This window comes from Paenibacillus sp. ALE3 (assembly GCF_054113405.1).
Window position 1 is genome coordinate 5,077,014 of sequence record NZ_CM134214.1, and the last position, 18,665, is coordinate 5,095,678.

The following is an 18,665-nucleotide window of genomic DNA, read 5'->3' on the forward strand; positions in this document are numbered from 1 at the left end:
TTAACTTCATTGCCTATTACGCTACATTATTATTATTATTATGCATTCGGGATATATACCTTTTTTAAGGGTAATAAAGACTGCCTCTCTGATGACATTTTTTCATACCACTCCCCGACCAATTCAACTAATTCAGATAGGTCTACAAGTTTTACACCATGCTGTTTGGCAACATTCTTGGCTTGCGAGGTAAAGCCACCAGTAGATACAAACAAACTGCTTGCCCCCATAGGGTTAGAACCTAGTAGTTGTTGGATTTCCGGACTACCAGCAGATGCCTTACGGTGCTTCACTTGAACTTTTATTATCGGTTTTTCAAATCCAAATGCATCCCGGTGCGCAATAATATCAACACCACCGTCGGGGCCCTTGGGGCTAACTCGGACTTGATAACCCATACCTTCAAGTAAACCTCCAAACAAATCCTGCATTTGCCATTCACCAAGTCCATCTATTGCATCTTCTAACAATGTTATTGCTTGCTGGATAAAATCCGAATTATCAATGTATACATTATTCACTGCATTAGATAACACCGTTGGAAAGGTTGAGACTACTGAATCTTCCGACAGTAAGCGCTCAAATTCATCACCCCAGGTATCAACACGAAACACAGTGGATATTCCCCCAAGGGAGTTTTTAGCTCCTTGAGATAATTGATCACGCGGGATATGTTTGGATTCCCACTTAACTCCAATCACATTTGGATAGTAATCATTGACCATCGTTGGGTCATATAAGTAAGGCTTGTTTACTTTTCCTATTATGTATTCTCGTTTTTCTTTTGAATAGGTAATTATGTTGTCGTTAACGGATATTTCTCTGCTGAACTTCCATACTTGGTGTCCCCACCCAATACGTGCTTTAGGCTTTTCCTTAGAATATACAACATGCGTCTTCTCAATCAGCTTATCTCTACTCAGGAATTGCATTGGATCCCCAAGAGAACTCCAGCCAATTGTTGCAACCTGTTTTTCTAGCCACTCAGGTACCAACTCATTGTTGTCTCCTGCCCTTACCATCCACCATTTCTCCATTAAGTCCCCTCCTAAAGTATTTACAATTTGATTGGTTTCCACGATAATCAAAATTTAATTCTGCCAGGATTATTGGTTTAGTGATCTTATTAACTCTTGTGCTCTATTTTTTATTTCTTCTGTAATTTCTGAATGGTTAGATTCAATTACGGCTTGTAACATGTCCTTTTCCCACTTGTTCTTAAAAATTTCGACCGCATAACCAACCCTAGTCTTCTGGGCACCCAAAGATCTAGCTCTTGGATTATTGTCTAATAACTTCTGGGCAAGTTTTCTTGTATCTATATGAATAGACGATATGTGCTGCCTATAAAAGTCTTGATAGTCGTCAAAAAATAATACAAAATTAGATAGACCAACAGAAGTCTTAGCACGGTCAAATTGTATTGAAGACACAAACTAACCCCCTCATCGATCAGATATTTTTATTATACCAACTTGATTGTGAGTCATCTATATGAAAAACAAAGACCGTATCATTGCCAAGTTATCAATGTAGAGTTATGTGATGATTGTCTCTCGATCGATTCGGGAGTTACCCTAAAGCAAACTGTACATTCCATATGCAGAGTTTTATTTGAGACCTAAGGAACACCCTGAAAAAGTAAATTTAATAAGAACCATCGAAAAAACGAGCCTGCTTTGTTCAACGTGAATGGCCACATTGCAAACCATTTTTAGTTCTTAATACAGCTTTTTCATATCTTTTCTTGTTATAATAAAATTAAAAATGAAGGCAGTGTTGATTCTTATGTATAACCCTGACTTAAAAGCAATACCTTCTTATAGCTACAATGGACTTCGTGAAGTTGAGATGCTAAAGCAAATTATTACAATGAGTCGAGATATCCTATTCGGACAAATTGATCATTACAAGGTAGAGATTAACAATGAGGCAGACCTACAGCTTCATTTTTCTTATATCTTGAAAAGAGTTGGAGAGTTATTCGAGTTTGGCATTGGCCACCATCTAAAAATCAACCTCGAGACTCCTTTCAAGACTAAATCCATTCTTTCAAAGAGTGATTCAAGCAGATCAAAGATTGATATTACTTTAGAGTGGTATGGTAGTACATCTAAGGTGACTACATGTGCTATTGAATTAAAATACTTCCTTAAAGAGGGACTTAGAGAACCTAAAAATCGATATGCAGTTTTTTGTGACCTTAAGAACTTAGAGGAATATGTACAGAACTCAAGGCAATATCGAATGGGATACTTCTTAATGGGTACCGACAATCCTCACTATGTGAATCAAAAAACATACTCGCAAGGAACAAAGGATTTTGACTTCCGTCATAATACAATATATAAATCTGGAACAGAACTAACATACTTTTCAAGAAATAATACATTTAAAGCATTGAGTTTGATAAAAGATTACCACTTTTTATGGAAAAAGGTGAGTAACTACTTTTTTCTAGATCATTTCCTCTATAGAACATATGACAAGCCATAAAAGCAAATATTCTGAGGTTAAACAGATCACTTTGTTTAACCTCAGAATATTACTGATTAGCTATACCCTCATCATGCCTAAAAAAATGAAAGAGCATCGTTTTAGTCCGATGAAGATATAGAATCAGTTATCCTCTGCAACAGCAATAGACCGTATACGTTTTAAAGGTAACTCTCCCCTTATTTCCTCATCTAGTTTGTCATAGTGCTTAAACAAGGCCTCCTTTGTGTCCATAACCTGACACGAAAAAAACTACTTGCCATTTCTTTTTGGACATTGCTTTTAAATCCGTCGAAGAAATAAACAAACCTTCAATTTCACCAAATTTTGTAACTTCCTCCGATAATTAAAAGTTTACTCACGCCCTAAATGTCATAAGCTTCATAGCTTATCTTTAATTTACTTTCAATTACGTACGCACTCGTATCAGGAGCTATATTAGTTGAAAATTTTTGAAATACTCTGCGTTTTAAAAAAACCGTATTCATAATCAATGGAAAGGGACATTGCGCAAATAAAACTTCCAGTTCCTTCTTTCTTAAAAAGTCTACGGGCCCAGATGATGCCACTGCTTCAAAAATCAAAACGTCATTATTTACTTCATCAAAACCGATAACATCGGGTAATTTGGCATGTTCATCAATTGATATCCCAATTTTTTCAACCAAATAAGGATCTATATGTCTCTTTTTATTTTTAGTATCACCTAAATAAACTAGATGAGTCTTACGGTTGTCCTCTTTAAATAACTCATCAACAATAAGCTTTTCTATAATGTTATGGTCACCAGGTGAAAGTGTTAGAGGATCGCAAGTCCTAAAGGGAACACTGATCTGGACTTTGTGTTTCTCTAAGCTTTCTAGGTAGTTTCTTCTATTAATTGCTGCCACATTGACAAACCCCTGCATTTTAGATGAGAATAAATTAGGATCATTATAAATAGTTAGTAATTCAGCAAACTCATCCACTAAGGTATAATTCGTGTTACCTGAATTTACTGGTCTTGTTGGGTCATCCTTATTAACATGTACTAATCCAAAATCCACAAGATATTTTAGACTATGTTTCCTTATAGTCTCACGAGTATTTTCGGCATAATTCTTGTTCAAATCGTTTCTTGCAAATTCTAAAATATCTGTTATTCTTGCACCTTCCGATAAACTCTTATGTCCCAGTATAAGTCCTTTTCGCGGGGTCTGATCTTGGAGAGCAAGAACGCATATTGCTGTAGTGTCAGTACAATTCTGTTCTGGGAACCCAACCTTTTTAAGTATTTCTTTTACTATTTCCATATTTAATGTCATATAAGATTCTCCTTACTTCCACTTAAACTGCAACGTTGCAGTTATATACTCTCATGATTTTTTATGATTGTCAATATTTTCATTCCAAGGAGTTGCTGTATATGGGGCTTTTAATCCAAGGGGGTGAAATGGTCTTCAATGCTGAGGCCATTCACCCTATTGATTTTTCTAAGTTAATTACTAACATTATGACTTCCACAAGAACTCGTATAAAAGACAATAATAAAGAAGCATTTGAGCAGTTTTTCACGGATGTACCGACTGCGCTTTTTATGGCTGGTTTATTTAAAACCCGTCGCAAGAAAAATATAAGAATCCTAGATGCAGGTGCTGGCATGGGAGTACTCGGAGCAGCTGTTGTTCAGGAGATATGTTCATGGAAACAACCACCTACTGAAATTGAACTTATAGCTTATGAGATTGATATCGAACTGATTCCCTCACTTCAAGAGACATACAGTGTTTGTCATGAGCTTTGTTCTGAATGTGGTATTAGATTTAGCAGTCAAATTATTCAAGAGAACTTCATACACCAAAGTGTTTCTCTACTTCCTCTTGTTAAAAAGTCAGATCAATTTGATCTAGCTATATTGAATCCACCCTATAAAAAGGTTTCTAATGATTCATTAGAAAATAAACTGTTATTATCCATGGGAATTGATGTATCTAATTATTATGCAGCATTCGTTTCGCTGGTTCTGAGATGGCTTGTTCCTAAAGGAGAGTTTGTTGCCATAACTCCTAGAAGTTTTTGTAATGGGCAGTATTTTAAAAATTTTAGAAAAGATTTAATAAATAATACTGTTATAAATCACTTTCACTTGTTTGAATCTCGCTCCAAAGTATTTACTGGGGAAGACGTGTTACAGGAGAGTGTAATCTATCATGCAATCAGGCAACGCCCTCGACCCAATAGCCTAGTTACACTAACGTTTAGCGAAAACCATAACATTTCTGAGATTCAAACAAATCAAGTAACATTTAATGAGTTGGTACTACCTGATGACCCACTGTCGATATTTAGAATAGTAAAGGATAACGACGACAATGAAATTAAGACTAGAATGGAGTCTCTACCCAGTAAATTAACTGATCTGAAAATTTCTTTATCTACTGGGCCAATAGTAGACTTTAGAGAACCTAAAGATACTCTATTCAAAGAACATACGTATGATACCGTACCATTAATATATCCTGAACATTTCAGTCAAGGCCAAGGCTATGTAAGATGGCCTAGATTGAATGTAAAAAAGTATAATGCTTTATTGCCAACTGAAAAGAACGCTTCACGATTACGTCCCGACGGCAATTATGTAGTTGTGAAAAGAATGACCTCAAAAGAGGAACCAAGAAGGGTCGTTGCAGCTTTATACGAGAAAAGGAACACTCTTGTTGCCTTTGAGAATAAAATAAATTTTTACCATAACAATGGAGCCGGGCTCGATTTGATATTTGCCAAAGGGCTTTCAATATACTTGAACTCCACACTGGTTGATCGCTACTTTAGGCAGTTCAGCGGTAACACACAGGTTAATGCTACTGACTTAAGAATGATTAGATACCCTTCCTATATCCAATTATGTAGACTTGGAAGCACTTATGATGGACAGCTACCAAACCAGCAAGTCATCGATCAATTGGTAGATGAGATATGTTTTCACACGAATGAATAAAATATGTAGAAAAAACAGGAAAGCTACTCTTTGCGAGTAGCTTATTTTATTTTTGAGGTCTTATTCATACTGGACCAAGCTCCAAGTTAGCCAATTCATGTAGCCAAGCATCTGAATCCCACGGAGAATAACTATCGATTGTTAGTTAAATTAAATGCGCTCTTATAATCGAATCTATCTGAATTATTAAGGAAATTACTGCATACCACTAGATATCCAATTATCAAAATCAGTAATAATTACGTTGCCGTGGTAATAGACCCCGTATTTTGAATCTTCTTCTTTTGTCCAAAATCCTTTTTCTTTGTCTGTTGCTTTTTTCGTATAGTTATGATGAAATGTACTGGACATAATAATAGGGCCAATTCCATCCTTGTTGCCAAGATCTGAGAGCTTAGAAGCTTTAGCTACAGACTCCCCAATCCAAACTAAATTATGAATACCAGAAGATTTTCGACCTGCTTTAACAGCTAAAGTTTTTTTTGTGGCCATTCCTATCCCTATTTTAATTGTGGGCAGAGCACGAGCTTCCAGCAATTTGTTCAACATTTTCATATATGTGTTTATATAACAAGCACGATTGGATATGTCGTAAATGTCATCAATGCTCGGAGTCGAATATACAGCATATACACAATCACCGCGTATGCCTATTTCTTTAAGTTCTGTATCATCTGTATCTTTTCTGAGTATTTCTATAATTTCGGAAGTGAACCCCCTTATGACTTTAGAAATCTCAACTTCGTAATCCTGCTTTGAGAATAACGAAGTTGAATCCCGTAAATCAACGAAAATAGCACCTGCCCAAGCCTGATATCCGTTAGTATAAGTGAAGTCAGCATCCCTCGGAAATTTATCCACTTCCTTAACCTCATCCGTATTGTCTAAAATTTCCTCTATTTTCTTTTTACGCTCTCTATAATCGTAACCATTAAAATTCATTGGAACCCTCCCGCTTTAGATAAAATTACCCCCAAGATAAAAAGTATTAATAACGTTGATAAACCGATTGCTCCATACCTAATACCTTTGCTGTAATACGTGTACTTGACAGTGCATATTTTGGCATTTATATATAACTGAGATAGAATGTCATTAATATCATCAGCTTCGTTTCTTCCTCGTACCTTTTCTGCAAATTCTCTAAAGTTATTTTTAGATATACTTTCAAAAAAGTATAATGAATCAGTGTGCATACCCTCCATAATTTCAACATCGCTACTCAGTCTAGGTGCAAGAACCCTGATTAAACAATAGGAACCATATACAAAGAGTGAGAATGCGAGCGCAAAGCAAATTAAAAAAAGTAAGTTAGAAAAATTTAAATGACTAAACGCTCCGGTTAAGATTGCTTTCAATATACTAAAGAAGTTTTCTGAAGTGAACAAAGTGAGAAATAGCCCTATACCAGCGATAACTATAGAGGCTTTAGTATCACAACTCTTAATCCAATCTAAAAGGCGATCCAAACGAGCAAGTAGGTCAGTCCTGTTAACATAGTTTTCGGATTCCATCTATCGTTCCTCCCATCAGTTATTTTAAATACAATTGAGAATAAACAGATAAGAGTTTCTCGTATCTTCCTTCTCTGTAATCCCAAGTATAATTAGCTTCTAAAGAACTGTTCAAATGTAGGGCAAAACAAAGGTAATAATACCATAGACCCAATTAAAATTTTGTCGTTTTATGTCGGTTTGCTTGTTTTTTTCAGAGAGAAGCAAGCTTAAAATTGGATAATAAAGACAACAGCGATTAAGACAGAATTTACTTCTGTTTCAACCGCCGCTCTTATTTGGACCTGTTTAATTTGACTCGTTTACAATGAAAACAGAGCTCTAGTCTCTTTGTTTATCACTCAACGGAAAATTTCACTATTGATTCATTTTCTAGGTTAAAGATTTAAAAAATTGTACTGCACCTGAATAGAGCCCCTGACTATTATGATAAAAGGAGAACAATGTATTTATCTTGCTCATAAGGCCAATTGCTGCACTAATATACTCTGCCCCACCTTTAGTCTCACTCATCGTCTTGTGATTCAAAAGTATTTGTCCCATATTAGCTTCAATTGCTCTCCTAATATCTTTAGAACCATTAATCTTAAAATCAACAACCACCTTTTTTATAAAGTGTATGTTATCTAGTATTTGAATCTTCAATTCACTTGGAAAATCTATTTTGTCAGCTTGTTGAAATAGTTCTTCAATTTCAACAATGAACTCTTCTAACTCTTCCTTACTAACATCTGGCTGAGGATCAGACTTTTGAAGAGCAAAAGCGCATGACTCAATGCCTACCAAGGCATTGCTAAATTCGTCCTGTTTGATTTTTTGGACACTACTCTGCAAACTCAAATCCTGAAAAATTTTTATAAATGTATCAAAATGCTTTAGAAACGGATTTCTTTCTTTTCCACCATATTCTTCTGCCTCAAGCCTTGCTTTATAAATTAACGACCTGAATTCCGCATCTTTTATATACACTTCAAAGTCGGGCTTGTTTTGAAGTTGAAAAATATCTTTCCATAACTTACCAATATTATTATGAATGCTAGGATATTTTTCAATACTGCGCAAAATTTCAGTAAGCGTTGTACATAAGTTTGACATGAATAATCAGCTCCATAATCGTAATATTTAAAAACTAGTACTTTAACAACTTTAAGTAGTTTTTTTTTGTTTTCACTATGCAGTTCTCTCTTAAATAAAGTCCACATTCTGTTTCTATAGAATCAGCAGAAAACCCAACGACGGTTCCTGTATAGTCAAGTTCACCGCACAGATAAAGTTGAACGGTTATCTTTGAATCCATACAATTTTGCAATTGCTGATCAGTAGATATCTCTATTTCCCTCATTTTAGGCCTCAACATATTCACTCCATTCAAGAAAGGAAAAGTAACCTTTTTGTATTGTCACGTTTTATTTCAATTTAATTAAGTGGAAAGTGCTCATAAAACTTAGAAATTGAATGCCTCTCCATCATATCGCCACTACTTGGGAATGGTTCGAATACTTTCCCCAAACGCAAACCAAAAGCATATTCCTTAAGGAGACTTAAAAATTCACCTTCTGTTGTATAATTTTCGATTCTATCATTATATTCATCACTCAATAATGCTAATGGCGGAACCGGGCTATCTGTAAACGGAGTGAAAATATCCAGTCCCCACTTCCTTACAAAATCTATAGAGTATCCACTAACAAAGTATGGGGCAGCGTTAAAAGTTCTTCCCTTAGTAAATTGGTAATTATTTTTTTTGAATACTTTATATGCATCTCGGTCACCATACATACTTGTTAGGTCCAATGAAGCTAATTCGTAAGATAAAACACTTGCTAAAAAACCACCCAATGAATGACCCGTGATATAGATATCCGCATTTGGATATTCTTCAATTACATTTGCCACGAATCCTTCGGCCTTACTTGTTTGAAAATTATCATTTTTTAAAAATATAGTTAAATCATTAATACCATCCATTGCACCGTTTCCAAAGCCACTCTCAAGTTCAGTTCCCCTGAATGCAATAATGATGTTATTCCCCTTTTTCAAAGCTACAGCTCCAAAGCTAAGGTCGTACCATTTACTGTCATAAGCCTTAACGATCTTCCACCCTTCCAATTCTTTATCAAGGCGAACATCGCTATCATTAAATTTGGTTTTTATAACTTCTTCTAGTGGTCCGCCGAACTCTCTATTTTGTATAAATTCTAAGTTTACATAACTAAGTTCACTAACCATGACATTATGGCGTTCTGTCACATTATAAATAAGAGGTTGAGGATCAACTGTATCACTTATGCCATCTCCATCGGAGTCCCTTTTTGTTGGATCTGAAATCAATGTAAAATAAACAGGGTCTTGATCATAATTTTTAGAAGCTAGGATTAGCTCTTCTCCATCGGGGATTCCATCCCCATCTGTATCAGCATTATTAGGATCTAATCCGTACAAGTTACCATCATTATCTGGATATAATCTATATAGTATTTTTCCATTACTTAGACGAACACCATTAATTTCAAAATAATCAGGGATTCCATCTTTATCACTGTCCAATACTAATGAGGCGTCAATTGTTTCGTCCGCTACATGTTCATACGCTAAGTCAATCGATTCTGCTGTTGTAGCATGGAAATATGAACCTCCGGTCTCTGACGCAATACGTTTAAGCATTCTCTCATCAATAGATTCGCCTAGACCAATTGTATAAACAGAAATTTTCTCGCTTTTTGCCTTTTGTAACGCATCATCAATATAATAATTATCCACGTTTCCTTGTCCATCGGTTAACAGAACAATAAACTTATCATGGTTGTCTTCTCCATTTTGCTCTAGCTCTACTAATGCAGAATCTAAAGCAGAGTAAATATTAGTCCCTCCATCCCCACTTACCTTATACACAGCATCCTGTACTGACTGCTTATCAGAGGTCAAAGCAATTCTTTGAACAGAATCATCATCGAACTGATAAATCGCTGCTCTATCATCCTCTTCCAGCTTACTTACAAAATTACTAACTGCTTGCAATCTCATCTTCTTTGGATCATTCCAGGCCATACTTCCCGAAGTGTCAATACTAAACACGACATCAACTTTACGCTCACGCCCCGTTGAAGGGTCTTTTTTAGGTAATCTAATTTCCTTTGCCCAAGCTGCATCCCATGCCTTACCGTTTAACAAAATATAGGTGCTAAAATGAGGAACAATCGCTGTTACTGAATGGGTACTCGGATCATACGTTTGATTCTCTACTTTTTCCAAGAGCTGCTTCTCTTTATTGTAGTAAAATATTTCCGGACGGAAATCATCTGACTCCAAGCTCGGATCATACTCAAATGTGATAGCGGCAGTAGCAAATTTGACATCTGTCGTGAACTCAAAAGGCGCACCAATATACCCCGGAATATCCTTATCAATAAAGGCGTCCATTCCATACACATTTGTAATTACTGTAGAAGTTGCCTCTTTGGCATCAGAAGTAATTTTTACTGAAGGGGTAACATTTGAGTCACGTTCAATGGAGTTTATCTCAGTTTTATATACAACGGATTCGTCTCCATCCTTAATGCCATTACCGTTTGTGTCGGGATTAAGAGGGTCCATTTTAAATTTTTCCTCGATAGAATCCTTTAACCCATCGTGATCTGAATCAGCCTCTAGTGGATTTGTACCTTTCTTTAACTCGTAGGCATCATCCCAACCGTCGAAATCAGTATCCTTGTTGCCAGGATTAGTTCCAAGTTTTATCTCTTCCGCGTTCGTTAAGCCATCTCCGTCGCTATCCTCATCACCATCATTCACGCCATTTCCATCGGTATCAATTTTTAATGGATTAGTGCCGATTAGGTTTACTTCTTGACCATCAGTTAAACCGTCCCCATCTGTATCTGGTTTGAGTTTATCTGTACCTATCATTTCTTCTTTATAGTCAGACAAACCATCCTTATCAGAATCCAGTTTTGTATCAATTTTATTTTTCTTTGATTTTTTATCTGTATCCGTATTACTTGTAGTACTGCCACCCGTTTGAGTACTTTCATTCTGTTCTATATCTGTACTACTATCTGAATTAATAGGAGGAATCGTTACAGTTTTATTGGACGCCTCAAATTTAATAGCCTTATCTAGTAAGGTTACCGCCTCTGCACGTGTTAACTGGTTTTTAGGCATCAGCGTCTTATCAGGGTAACCTTGCAGTATGGAATGTTTTAAGACACCGGAAAAGCTAGTATTAGCCCATTCAGCTACAGTATTTGAATCCTTATATTCTTTCAAAAGATTTAAATCGTCTGCTTTCAGGTGCAACTTGTTCGCTAAAATAACAGCAGCCTCTTGACGAGTCAGAGTCTTATTCGGTTGAAACGTGTTGTTGGGATATCCTTTAATAAATCCCTCGTCAACAGCCTTCAACACATCCTTGTAATACCAATTGCTCTCCTTCACATCGCTAAACTTGCTTTTCTGTTCCGCTACATCATAAGTATTTTGGCCATCAAACCCCTTATGTAGTATGGTTATAAACTCTGCCCTTGTAACTTGACGATCAGGATATACTTTGCCATTTTCGTATCCTTTTAAGATCCCTTTGGTTAGCCACTCGTTCATTAATGAACCTGCCCAGTGATTCTCTAATTCTTCTTTTCCACTGGTTGCAGCCTGTGCAAATCCTGGTTGTGCTAGAATTAGTAGCAAGGAAAAAATCAACATACCTACTTTCTTCATATTCCACTCTCCCCAATTAATCAATAAGACCTATTCAAGTACACCCCAATTTTACGAAATGAGACAAAAGTAATAATACCATTTGCCTAATGAAAAATTTGTCGTTTCATGTCGGTATATTTGTTTTTTTCAAAGGAAGATAATAAATTCAAAATTGAACAAATATAAAATAGCCTCAACTCTAAAATCACATAGACAAAACCCAAACTAGATCAGCTAAAAAAAGCAGCGGTCAAGACAGAATGACTTCTGTTTCAACCGCTGCTTTTATTTGAATCAGCGTACCAATCAGTTAAATTGATTTTGCTTAGAATGAAAAAATACAAACTACTCTCTGTACTCCACACATATAAAATTACTAACCCTCTATTAAAAAGTTACTTTTCCTTCCTAACTCCCTTAAAAGGATTGTTATCAGACGTTTTAGCTTCTAGAAATCTTCCGTTACTTGCATCCCTTTTGACCCACGTGTCATTTTTAGGATTGTAAGTTTGAGATCTATCTCTTACAGCTCCTTTTCTGTAGTCATTTCCAGTACTTTTCACCATGCTAGTTCAAATCCCTTCCGTTTTAATATTGTAAATTATTCAATATCTATCAATATTGTTTAGCGACGATACCGACGAAAGCGTCACCCTACGACAAAGTCGAAATCGTCGCCTTCTTCTAGAAAAATACGGAAATACAGCTTTATACTTTGCACAAATCTCGAAAGTGGAATTCTACTTTTCAAATTTACATCCCCTTCATCTTCCTTGTATGGAAAGTCCTACTTACATTTATGCATGGAAGTGCTATAGTTTTCACATTAATTAGGATCTAATATTGTGCTATAAGGAGGTCGACTATGGATAAAAAAGAGTTAATTACAAAAGCTCAATTAAAAAATCTACCAATCACAGAGAGTAAGTTAAACCGCTATATCAACTTAGGTTTAATATGCTCTGATACAAAAGGGAGAGGCCGAGCCAAAGGAACTCTGTCGCACTTTACTGAGGAGTCCTTGGACATTTTAAAGGAGATTCAAAGCTTGAAGGGGATAAATCAAAAACACATTATATTCACACTGTTTTGGCGAGGGTACAATATTTCATGGCATAAGCTAAAGGATGCGGTTTATAATTTTGCACTTGAAATTGAGGATAAGTTCACCGAGGTCAATAACAAGACTAAAGATCCAGAATTCGCAGATTACATTTTGAATGAGATGATTGAAGAATCTGTACCCAAGAAAAAACCAGGAAGGCCTTCAAATCAAGATCTAAAAGAATTCCAACAACAACAGGAGGCAGAGAAAGAATCTTTCCGAAATATCCTCAGTCTTGTACAACTGTTAGCAGCAGGTAGTAGTATGACATGTCAGGGGCTAAAGCTCTTCTCTAGACCTAATCCAAATGTTACAACTCAAACTATTGCTGATGCCGATATGTTCTTGGACTGGTTGAACTTACGAACAATAAAAGAATCCATACAACGTTCAGAAAAAGATGACTATGACAACATTCTGGAAATCATCCATTGCATTCAACAATACTGGAATGAAATTGAGGCTGTAAGCAAAAGTCCCACCGTTAACTCTGTTATAAAGGAAATAGTACATCAGATTAATAGGTTCTATCCAGGTGGCTTCACTTTCAGGAATGTAACACTAATTCGCTATCTCATATTAGCTATGCTAGCTTTTGGAAAACATCAGCTGATACTTGAATTTTTAAAATCGGATCAGACCAAAACGCTGTTTAAGCAGTTCGTTAATCTTCCATTTGAAAAGAATAAACAATAAAAAACGAGGCGAAAAATAATGAGAAAAATAGGTATTGCATTGGGTAATGGAGTAGCGTTCGGGTTACCCGTAATTATTGTTTACATTATCCTTATATTAGCAGTAATAGGCTTGTACACAATTTATTCTACGTACCGGGATAATATCTAAAAGTTATATTATGTTAAATTATTGATGTGATAACTAAGAGTCAATAGTATGACGACGGTAATATATTTGCTCTTAAACGGGTAAAAACCGGAATAAATAGTTATAAACTGCATTTTTCTTCGTAAATATAAATTATTGCCACTCACCGTAAAGCTATAAAACGTCTTTCCTCTGTCCCTTTTCCAATCAAAAAAAGCGACGATACCGACAAAAGCATCACTCTATGCCAACATCGGTACCGTCGCTATTTTTCTAATTTAATGGAGCACACCATATCAACTTTTAATTTTATCGAACAGAATTAAAATTAATCTGTCATCATTATATTTTTCTAAAACAGTATGTTTTTCATTACTATGCAATCTCTACAACAAAAGAAAAGAGGTACACCCTGTTTTTGCTTTCGGCCATCTCAAAACGTAGCCCAATTCGAAGACAGTCATAAAATTATTCTAGACGTTAGAGGAGCCTTTCTCCACCTTTAAGTGCTTTTAAATATTCGCCTTTGCTAGATTAATCCTATTAACACTGTATATATCATAGTCCTTGTTATGCCAAAAATCTTATCTTTGATCCCTATTCTTTTCATTAGATTAAATTCCTCTTTGTACAAAGGGTACATCCCAACTAACTGTGTTGTCTTATCGGGCAGTTCAATCACCGAGTCTTCTTTTTCTAGTATTGCAGAGGCAAAAACAAAATAACCTGTCATATCAGACTCTTGTGATATAGGTTCATCTAAAGTAAACAAATCTGCATAAGAGAATGCCTTTACTCCCTTAGTTCTGGTTTCGCGTTCTTCCAGCCTATAAATTCACCATCAGATAAACCATACGTCACCGCTGTTAGCATACCTTCTTCAGGTAAATCATAGTAAAAGAACACATGTATTGGCGTACTTCCATCTGAAGGTTTTCGTATAACGTCTTTCTGACCAAATATTCCCTCAAGCTTATTCATATAAAGTTCCGCCATTGTTTGCTTCCCCCTTATATTAAACATGCAAAAAAGGTTCATTCCTCTTAACCGTTCAAGTTGGAATGAACCTTTTAAAGCTTATCAAGTGTGTTTACCAAGATTCTTAGTGTTTAGTTTGTTGGTCATACTGTCTATACCATCTTGTTGTTGTGATTGTAAACTGATTTACACAAAATTTTTAGCACACCCAGGTGAAATATATATATTAAAAGTTTATTTATTGTTAAAATCCGCTTCGATCTGTTCAAACCACTCCATAGCAATGTCATCAGCAGTTTTAACCGGATCATTGGAATATACTAAATCATATTTATACTCAGCTTTCAGGCTATTTTCCCTCACATCATAAACTAATTTAATCTCTGTGGGCATTTCTCTTTTGTATTCATTACATAACTTGTATATTTTTTTAATATCATCATTAATAATATTCATAACAGCCTTTTGACGCTCTACAGAGGTATTATATGCCATATTTTCTGTTATAGCATCTACTGCATCATTAAGCTTATGCTTCTTAACAGCTTTCCCGTTGATACAATAAAAAAAATCGTTTGAAATAACTCTTTCTTCAAATGAACAATATATAAAGATTTTTTCAGCTTTATCTCTGACATATTCCATACAAATTGAAACCATGTCTGCTTGTAATTCACTAAAACTATCTTCAAAAACTTTAGTCATAATAATCTCCTTTTCAATTCAATAAATTCTTGGTGAAAACCTCACCATCTATTTCATACTGTACATTAAATTCGGACGGTCGCAAACTATCCCCCTCATATTTAACTTCTGCGTCGACTTTCACCTGTTTTCCATTTTTCAAGGCTTTAGCCCACTGGTTCTCTATTTTTTTGTATTGGCTTAAATTTATATTACTAGACTGTGAAACCAAATTGTCCAGATCTGGTGAACCACCAAATCTATCTCCTGCTAAATGACCCGCATGGTCGCCTGGCTCTTTGCCTGGCGTTTTCGGATTATGTGGTAAACGTTCTTCTCTTGTTGTTAATTTTAAATCATCAGTACTAAATTTATCAATTCTACCCAGATGATCTGTTTCATAATCATACTGATGCTCACCAGCTTTATACTTCACATTCGGTTTAAGTTTCCCTGCATCATCAAATGGATTATCGGCAGAAGCCTTATTAGGAGCTTTATCCTTCCCCTTAGTCCCGGACGGCTTCTCGTTGGGTTTACTCGGTTTCTGTGAGCCAGGTGTTCCTTCGCTCTTGCTTGGCTTTCCGCCAGATGGTTTAGACGACGTTGAACTATTTGGACCCTCGCTTTTAGACATTAGATAAAGGTCCTTAGCACTTTCCACACTATTGGATGCTCCCGTATACGTTACCGCCGTCCCATGTGCTCCCAAAACGACAGATTGTGCCATAGCAAGGACGCCTACAGGTGCCCCTACTCCTGAAGCTGTTACCAAACCACCTAAGAATCCTTCCGTCACAGCACCAACCGTTTCTACGGCTCCGGCTACAGTTGTCAAAGAATGTCCGATCACTTCACCTGTTTTACGCGCCATCGGATGATCTGAGGTATATTCCTTATTCATTAATCCAAACGAATAATCTTCTACAACCGCTGCTGCTGCTCCTAATACAACTTCTCCACTCACATCTGCGGCATACTCCAACTCGTTCGCCATCTGCTTCGCCATAATGGCTTCATTTTCCGCATTCTGGAGCTGGACTTCCGCCATAAGATCCCACCATGACTGAGATTCTTTCTCTTGCTTCGGCTTCGGCTGTTGAGCCATGTAACTGTCATAGTTCGCCCTCCAGCGTTGTCTCAAATCCGCAGGAATTTGCTGATAGGCATGAGTCATAGCATTCGATTCTTTCAGCAAGTTTTGAACGAACTCTAGGGGGCCACCGGAATGCGCCACATGGCGTGCACTCGTATATACTTTGCCTAAAATCCACTTGCTATAATAGGCTTGTTTCGCTTGCTCATGCTCATACTGACTAATCAATCCTTGAAGCGCCAGACCTGCCAAATGTTTCAACGGATGTACACCCGCTTCTTTAGATGCTCCCAAGGTAGGCGTTCCTTTGCTCCGAACAGGGATTGCTGCGGATACTTGTAAAACCGTTGCCGCCACTTTACCTGCTATTCCACCCGATGTATTCAACATCACACTGGCTACTTTCCCGACTGCTGGAATAGAGCCTAATAGCTTGGATACTGTACCCAGCAAAGCATTGGCCTGCTGAAGCGCCGCTGGACTTGTGACTTTCGCGGTAGGAGTATTGCTGGATGGAGCTTTGGCTGTTGCTGCAGTTTGAGCCGCTTCATAGGCTTTAATACTCATCAATGGAGGCTCAGGTACAGGAGGAAGATCAGCTACGAAAACTGGAGCTTTTACCGTACCTTCCTGATAAATCACTGGAGCTTTGGTATCTGTCTCACCATCTAGCACCATACTGCTGGCTCCACCTTTTAAATATAGTGCAGTTCCAGCTTCCAGTGATAGTTCCTGACTTGCATCCAGCTTTACATGACCGCCCTGGATCTGTACATTCCCCGGACTGTTGACAGTGATGCCCGTATCCTCATGTAGTGTAATCGAAAACCCATCGGAAGTGGACAGGATCAGCTCCTGCTCAGACATTTCGATGCCGCTGCCTTGTACGTGTTTCCATACCTTCACATCTGGTTGTCCATTGGCGTGGCGATGCTGTCGTAAGGAATCGGTCACATAGGCTTCCTGTTCACAGTGTGTAGGTAAATACAGCTCCACTTGTTCCCCAATTTCAGGCATGTCGTACCAGCCGCTATGCTCTTCCGCTACATAACGGGTGGCTACGGGAAACCAACAAGCTTTAGCTGGGTCTTGCTTCGGATCAATTTCCAGTTGAAGTTGTACCAAATCCTGTTGTACTTTCAACACCGTTCCCGTGAGTGAAATCCCGATGGCTTGATCATTTTCATACCGAGCATACTGAATATCCTGTTCGGCTTGGAGATCGTAACGAGTTTGGAGTAAACCGTCCTTTAACTCTGTCACTGCCCTCACAACGACCAGCTCTTTGCCTTGTCCAATGGGTAACGTAATCAAGTCACCCAGCGCATAGTATTGCAGATTTTCAATCGTATAGGTGACATACGCGCCAACACGTTTCCCTGGTTTTCCTGTATCTAACTCATGAAATGTTTTCCGTACCCTGTAAAATACATCTCGTTCCACCTTGTACTGCTTGCCTTCTGGCATTCCAAAGAAAATCTTAGGTGATGCAGCCGTGATCTCCGGTACAAGTACCGAACCAAAGCGAGAGACAAGACGCTTTAAAAAGGCCCAATCGGTTTCTTCATATTGTAAAACAAAAGTACCTAATTTAGCATAATTAGTCACCGTATCAATGGCATCCCCATACATGTACTTCCGAACCGTTGTAGTGACTAGATCATCATAAGTACGGTGAATATCCTGATAGGAGCGCCTTTTCGTTTTGGTATCCATTTGATAGGAATGCGAAGCCGCCTCCAGTTCAAAAGTGTATACTCCCCGTATGCAGTGCACAGACATGCGTGTAATTAATCCATGAAATAAACGTCTAAGCGACTGCCCTTGCTCATCTAGCTGACGTATGACAATCGGTTCCTGCTCCATGTCCTGTCCAATGCACGCGGCTCCCTGTTCTTCCGACAGCATGCCGCTCACATATAGGAATACATGATCGTTAACGGCCCTGGTAATTCGCAATTGTTCCATATGCTGAGGTTGAAAAGGACCGTATAAGCGTAGACTTTCATACCCTATTCCGTTTTGCAGTACGTCCAAATGCTTTCATATCTCCTTCCCAGCGACACAAGGCACGTTCGCCAGCTACCTTGTGTTTATATGTGTTCGTAGCTACCATACAATTCAGATCGCGAGTTTAAGAGGTTATTTTTAACAGCAAATGATTCTTATGTATGTATCGGATAGATAAGTGATTTTGTTTACAGAAAGCCCCGTTCATTTTTTAACTTTTTATCCCAAAGCCGTCTTTGTCTTGAAATAAATTATATATTATTAATTTGAAATAATTACTTTATT

At 37.3% G+C, this 18,665-nt stretch carries 14 protein-coding genes; 3 read left to right on the forward strand and 11 right to left on the reverse strand.

What is annotated here, in order from left to right:
* Nucleotides 1-38: 38 nt before the first annotated feature.
* Together ACXHJ2_RS22785 and ACXHJ2_RS22790 are read right to left on the reverse strand one after the other, a co-directional pair.
* On the reverse strand, nucleotides 39-1,037 hold the full coding sequence (locus ACXHJ2_RS22785; protein WP_165084453.1) for a restriction endonuclease: 999 nt from the start codon (nucleotides 1,035-1,037) through the stop codon (nucleotides 39-41).
* 69 nt (nucleotides 1,038-1,106) lie between these two features.
* Nucleotides 1,107-1,433: a hypothetical protein gene (locus tag ACXHJ2_RS22790; protein WP_165084455.1), complete on the reverse strand. Its 327-nt coding sequence runs from the start codon at nucleotides 1,431-1,433 to the stop codon at nucleotides 1,107-1,109.
* A gap of 346 nt (nucleotides 1,434-1,779) precedes the next feature.
* On the opposite strand from ACXHJ2_RS22790, the gene ACXHJ2_RS22795 reads away from it, so the two are divergent.
* A complete protein-coding gene (locus tag ACXHJ2_RS22795; RefSeq protein WP_165084456.1) occupies nucleotides 1,780-2,496 on the forward strand; it encodes a hypothetical protein in 717 nt (238 codons plus the stop codon).
* 365 nt (nucleotides 2,497-2,861) lie between these two features.
* Here the strand turns inward: ACXHJ2_RS22795 and ACXHJ2_RS22800 are convergent, their stop codons facing one another.
* Nucleotides 2,862-3,800 carry a BsuBI/PstI family type II restriction endonuclease gene (locus ACXHJ2_RS22800; protein ID WP_165084458.1) on the reverse strand — a complete coding sequence of 313 codons (939 nt, stop codon included), beginning with the start codon at nucleotides 3,798-3,800 and terminating at the stop codon, nucleotides 2,862-2,864.
* Between the two features lie 101 nt (nucleotides 3,801-3,901).
* On the opposite strand from ACXHJ2_RS22800, the gene ACXHJ2_RS22805 reads away from it, so the two are divergent.
* Nucleotides 3,902-5,473, forward strand: coding sequence for an Eco57I restriction-modification methylase domain-containing protein (locus ACXHJ2_RS22805; protein WP_165084460.1), 1,572 nt, complete (start codon nucleotides 3,902-3,904; stop codon nucleotides 5,471-5,473).
* A gap of 195 nt (nucleotides 5,474-5,668) precedes the next feature.
* Here the strand turns inward: ACXHJ2_RS22805 and ACXHJ2_RS22810 are convergent, their stop codons facing one another.
* The 4 genes from ACXHJ2_RS22810 to ACXHJ2_RS22825 all read right to left on the reverse strand — a co-directional run bounded on the left by ACXHJ2_RS22810 (nucleotide 5,669) and on the right by ACXHJ2_RS22825 (nucleotide 11,700).
* Nucleotides 5,669-6,415 (reverse strand): adenylate/guanylate cyclase domain-containing protein, encoded by a 747-nt coding sequence (locus ACXHJ2_RS22810; protein WP_165084462.1) that lies wholly within the window; start codon nucleotides 6,413-6,415, stop codon nucleotides 5,669-5,671.
* Nucleotides 6,412-6,987 (reverse strand): Pycsar system effector family protein, encoded by a 576-nt coding sequence (locus ACXHJ2_RS22815; protein WP_165084464.1) that lies wholly within the window; start codon nucleotides 6,985-6,987, stop codon nucleotides 6,412-6,414. The genes ACXHJ2_RS22810 and ACXHJ2_RS22815 overlap by 4 nt, the downstream gene beginning before the upstream one ends.
* Before the next feature lie 372 nt (nucleotides 6,988-7,359).
* On the reverse strand, nucleotides 7,360-8,082 hold the full coding sequence (locus ACXHJ2_RS22820) for a hypothetical protein (protein WP_165084466.1): 723 nt from the start codon (nucleotides 8,080-8,082) through the stop codon (nucleotides 7,360-7,362).
* Between the two features lie 321 nt (nucleotides 8,083-8,403).
* On the reverse strand, nucleotides 8,404-11,700 hold the full coding sequence (locus tag ACXHJ2_RS22825) for an S-layer homology domain-containing protein (protein ID WP_165084467.1): 3,297 nt from the start codon (nucleotides 11,698-11,700) through the stop codon (nucleotides 8,404-8,406).
* 847 nt (nucleotides 11,701-12,547) lie between these two features.
* Between ACXHJ2_RS22825 and ACXHJ2_RS22830 the strand changes: the two genes are divergently transcribed.
* Nucleotides 12,548-13,483 carry a hypothetical protein gene (locus ACXHJ2_RS22830; RefSeq protein ID WP_165084469.1) on the forward strand — a complete coding sequence of 312 codons (936 nt, stop codon included), beginning with the start codon at nucleotides 12,548-12,550 and terminating at the stop codon, nucleotides 13,481-13,483.
* 658 nt (nucleotides 13,484-14,141) lie between these two features.
* Here ACXHJ2_RS22830 and ACXHJ2_RS22835 read toward each other — a convergent pair.
* The 4 genes from ACXHJ2_RS22835 to ACXHJ2_RS22850 form a co-directional block, all read right to left on the reverse strand.
* Complete coding sequence (locus tag ACXHJ2_RS22835) at nucleotides 14,142-14,384, reverse strand: hypothetical protein (protein ID WP_238791805.1); 243 nt, start codon at nucleotides 14,382-14,384, stop codon at nucleotides 14,142-14,144.
* A gap of 20 nt (nucleotides 14,385-14,404) precedes the next feature.
* Nucleotides 14,405-14,608, reverse strand: a complete 204-nt coding sequence (locus tag ACXHJ2_RS22840; protein WP_165084471.1) for a hypothetical protein — start codon at nucleotides 14,606-14,608, stop codon at nucleotides 14,405-14,407.
* A gap of 216 nt (nucleotides 14,609-14,824) precedes the next feature.
* Entirely contained in the window at nucleotides 14,825-15,295 is a 471-nt protein-coding gene (locus tag ACXHJ2_RS22845) for a DUF600 domain-containing protein (protein WP_165084473.1), read from the reverse strand.
* Between the two features lie 13 nt (nucleotides 15,296-15,308).
* Entirely contained in the window at nucleotides 15,309-18,407 is a 3,099-nt protein-coding gene (locus tag ACXHJ2_RS22850; RefSeq protein WP_165084475.1) for a DNA/RNA non-specific endonuclease, read from the reverse strand.
* Nucleotides 18,408-18,665: the final 258 nt, after the last annotated feature.

Bases quoted from the DNA above. Each gene is read 5' to 3' on its own strand.
- ACXHJ2_RS22815 (WP_165084464.1), bottom strand. From the start codon at position 6,987: ATGGAATCCGAAAACTATGTTAACAGGACTGACCTACTTGCTCGTTTG.
- ACXHJ2_RS22820 (WP_165084466.1), bottom strand. From the start codon at position 8,082: ATGTCAAACTTATGTACAACGCTTACTGAAATTTTGCGCAGTATTGAA.
- ACXHJ2_RS22830 (WP_165084469.1), top strand. From the start codon at position 12,548: ATGGATAAAAAAGAGTTAATTACAAAAGCTCAATTAAAAAATCTACCA.
- ACXHJ2_RS22785 (WP_165084453.1), bottom strand. From the start codon at position 1,037: ATGGAGAAATGGTGGATGGTAAGGGCAGGAGACAACAATGAGTTGGTA.
- ACXHJ2_RS22845 (WP_165084473.1), bottom strand. From the start codon at position 15,295: ATGACTAAAGTTTTTGAAGATAGTTTTAGTGAATTACAAGCAGACATG.
- ACXHJ2_RS22805 (WP_165084460.1), top strand. From the start codon at position 3,902: ATGGGGCTTTTAATCCAAGGGGGTGAAATGGTCTTCAATGCTGAGGCC.
- ACXHJ2_RS22825 (WP_165084467.1), bottom strand. From the start codon at position 11,700: ATGAAGAAAGTAGGTATGTTGATTTTTTCCTTGCTACTAATTCTAGCA.
- ACXHJ2_RS22840 (WP_165084471.1), bottom strand. From the start codon at position 14,608: ATGGCGGAACTTTATATGAATAAGCTTGAGGGAATATTTGGTCAGAAA.
- ACXHJ2_RS22800 (WP_165084458.1), bottom strand. From the start codon at position 3,800: ATGACATTAAATATGGAAATAGTAAAAGAAATACTTAAAAAGGTTGGG.
- ACXHJ2_RS22810 (WP_165084462.1), bottom strand. From the start codon at position 6,415: ATGAATTTTAATGGTTACGATTATAGAGAGCGTAAAAAGAAAATAGAG.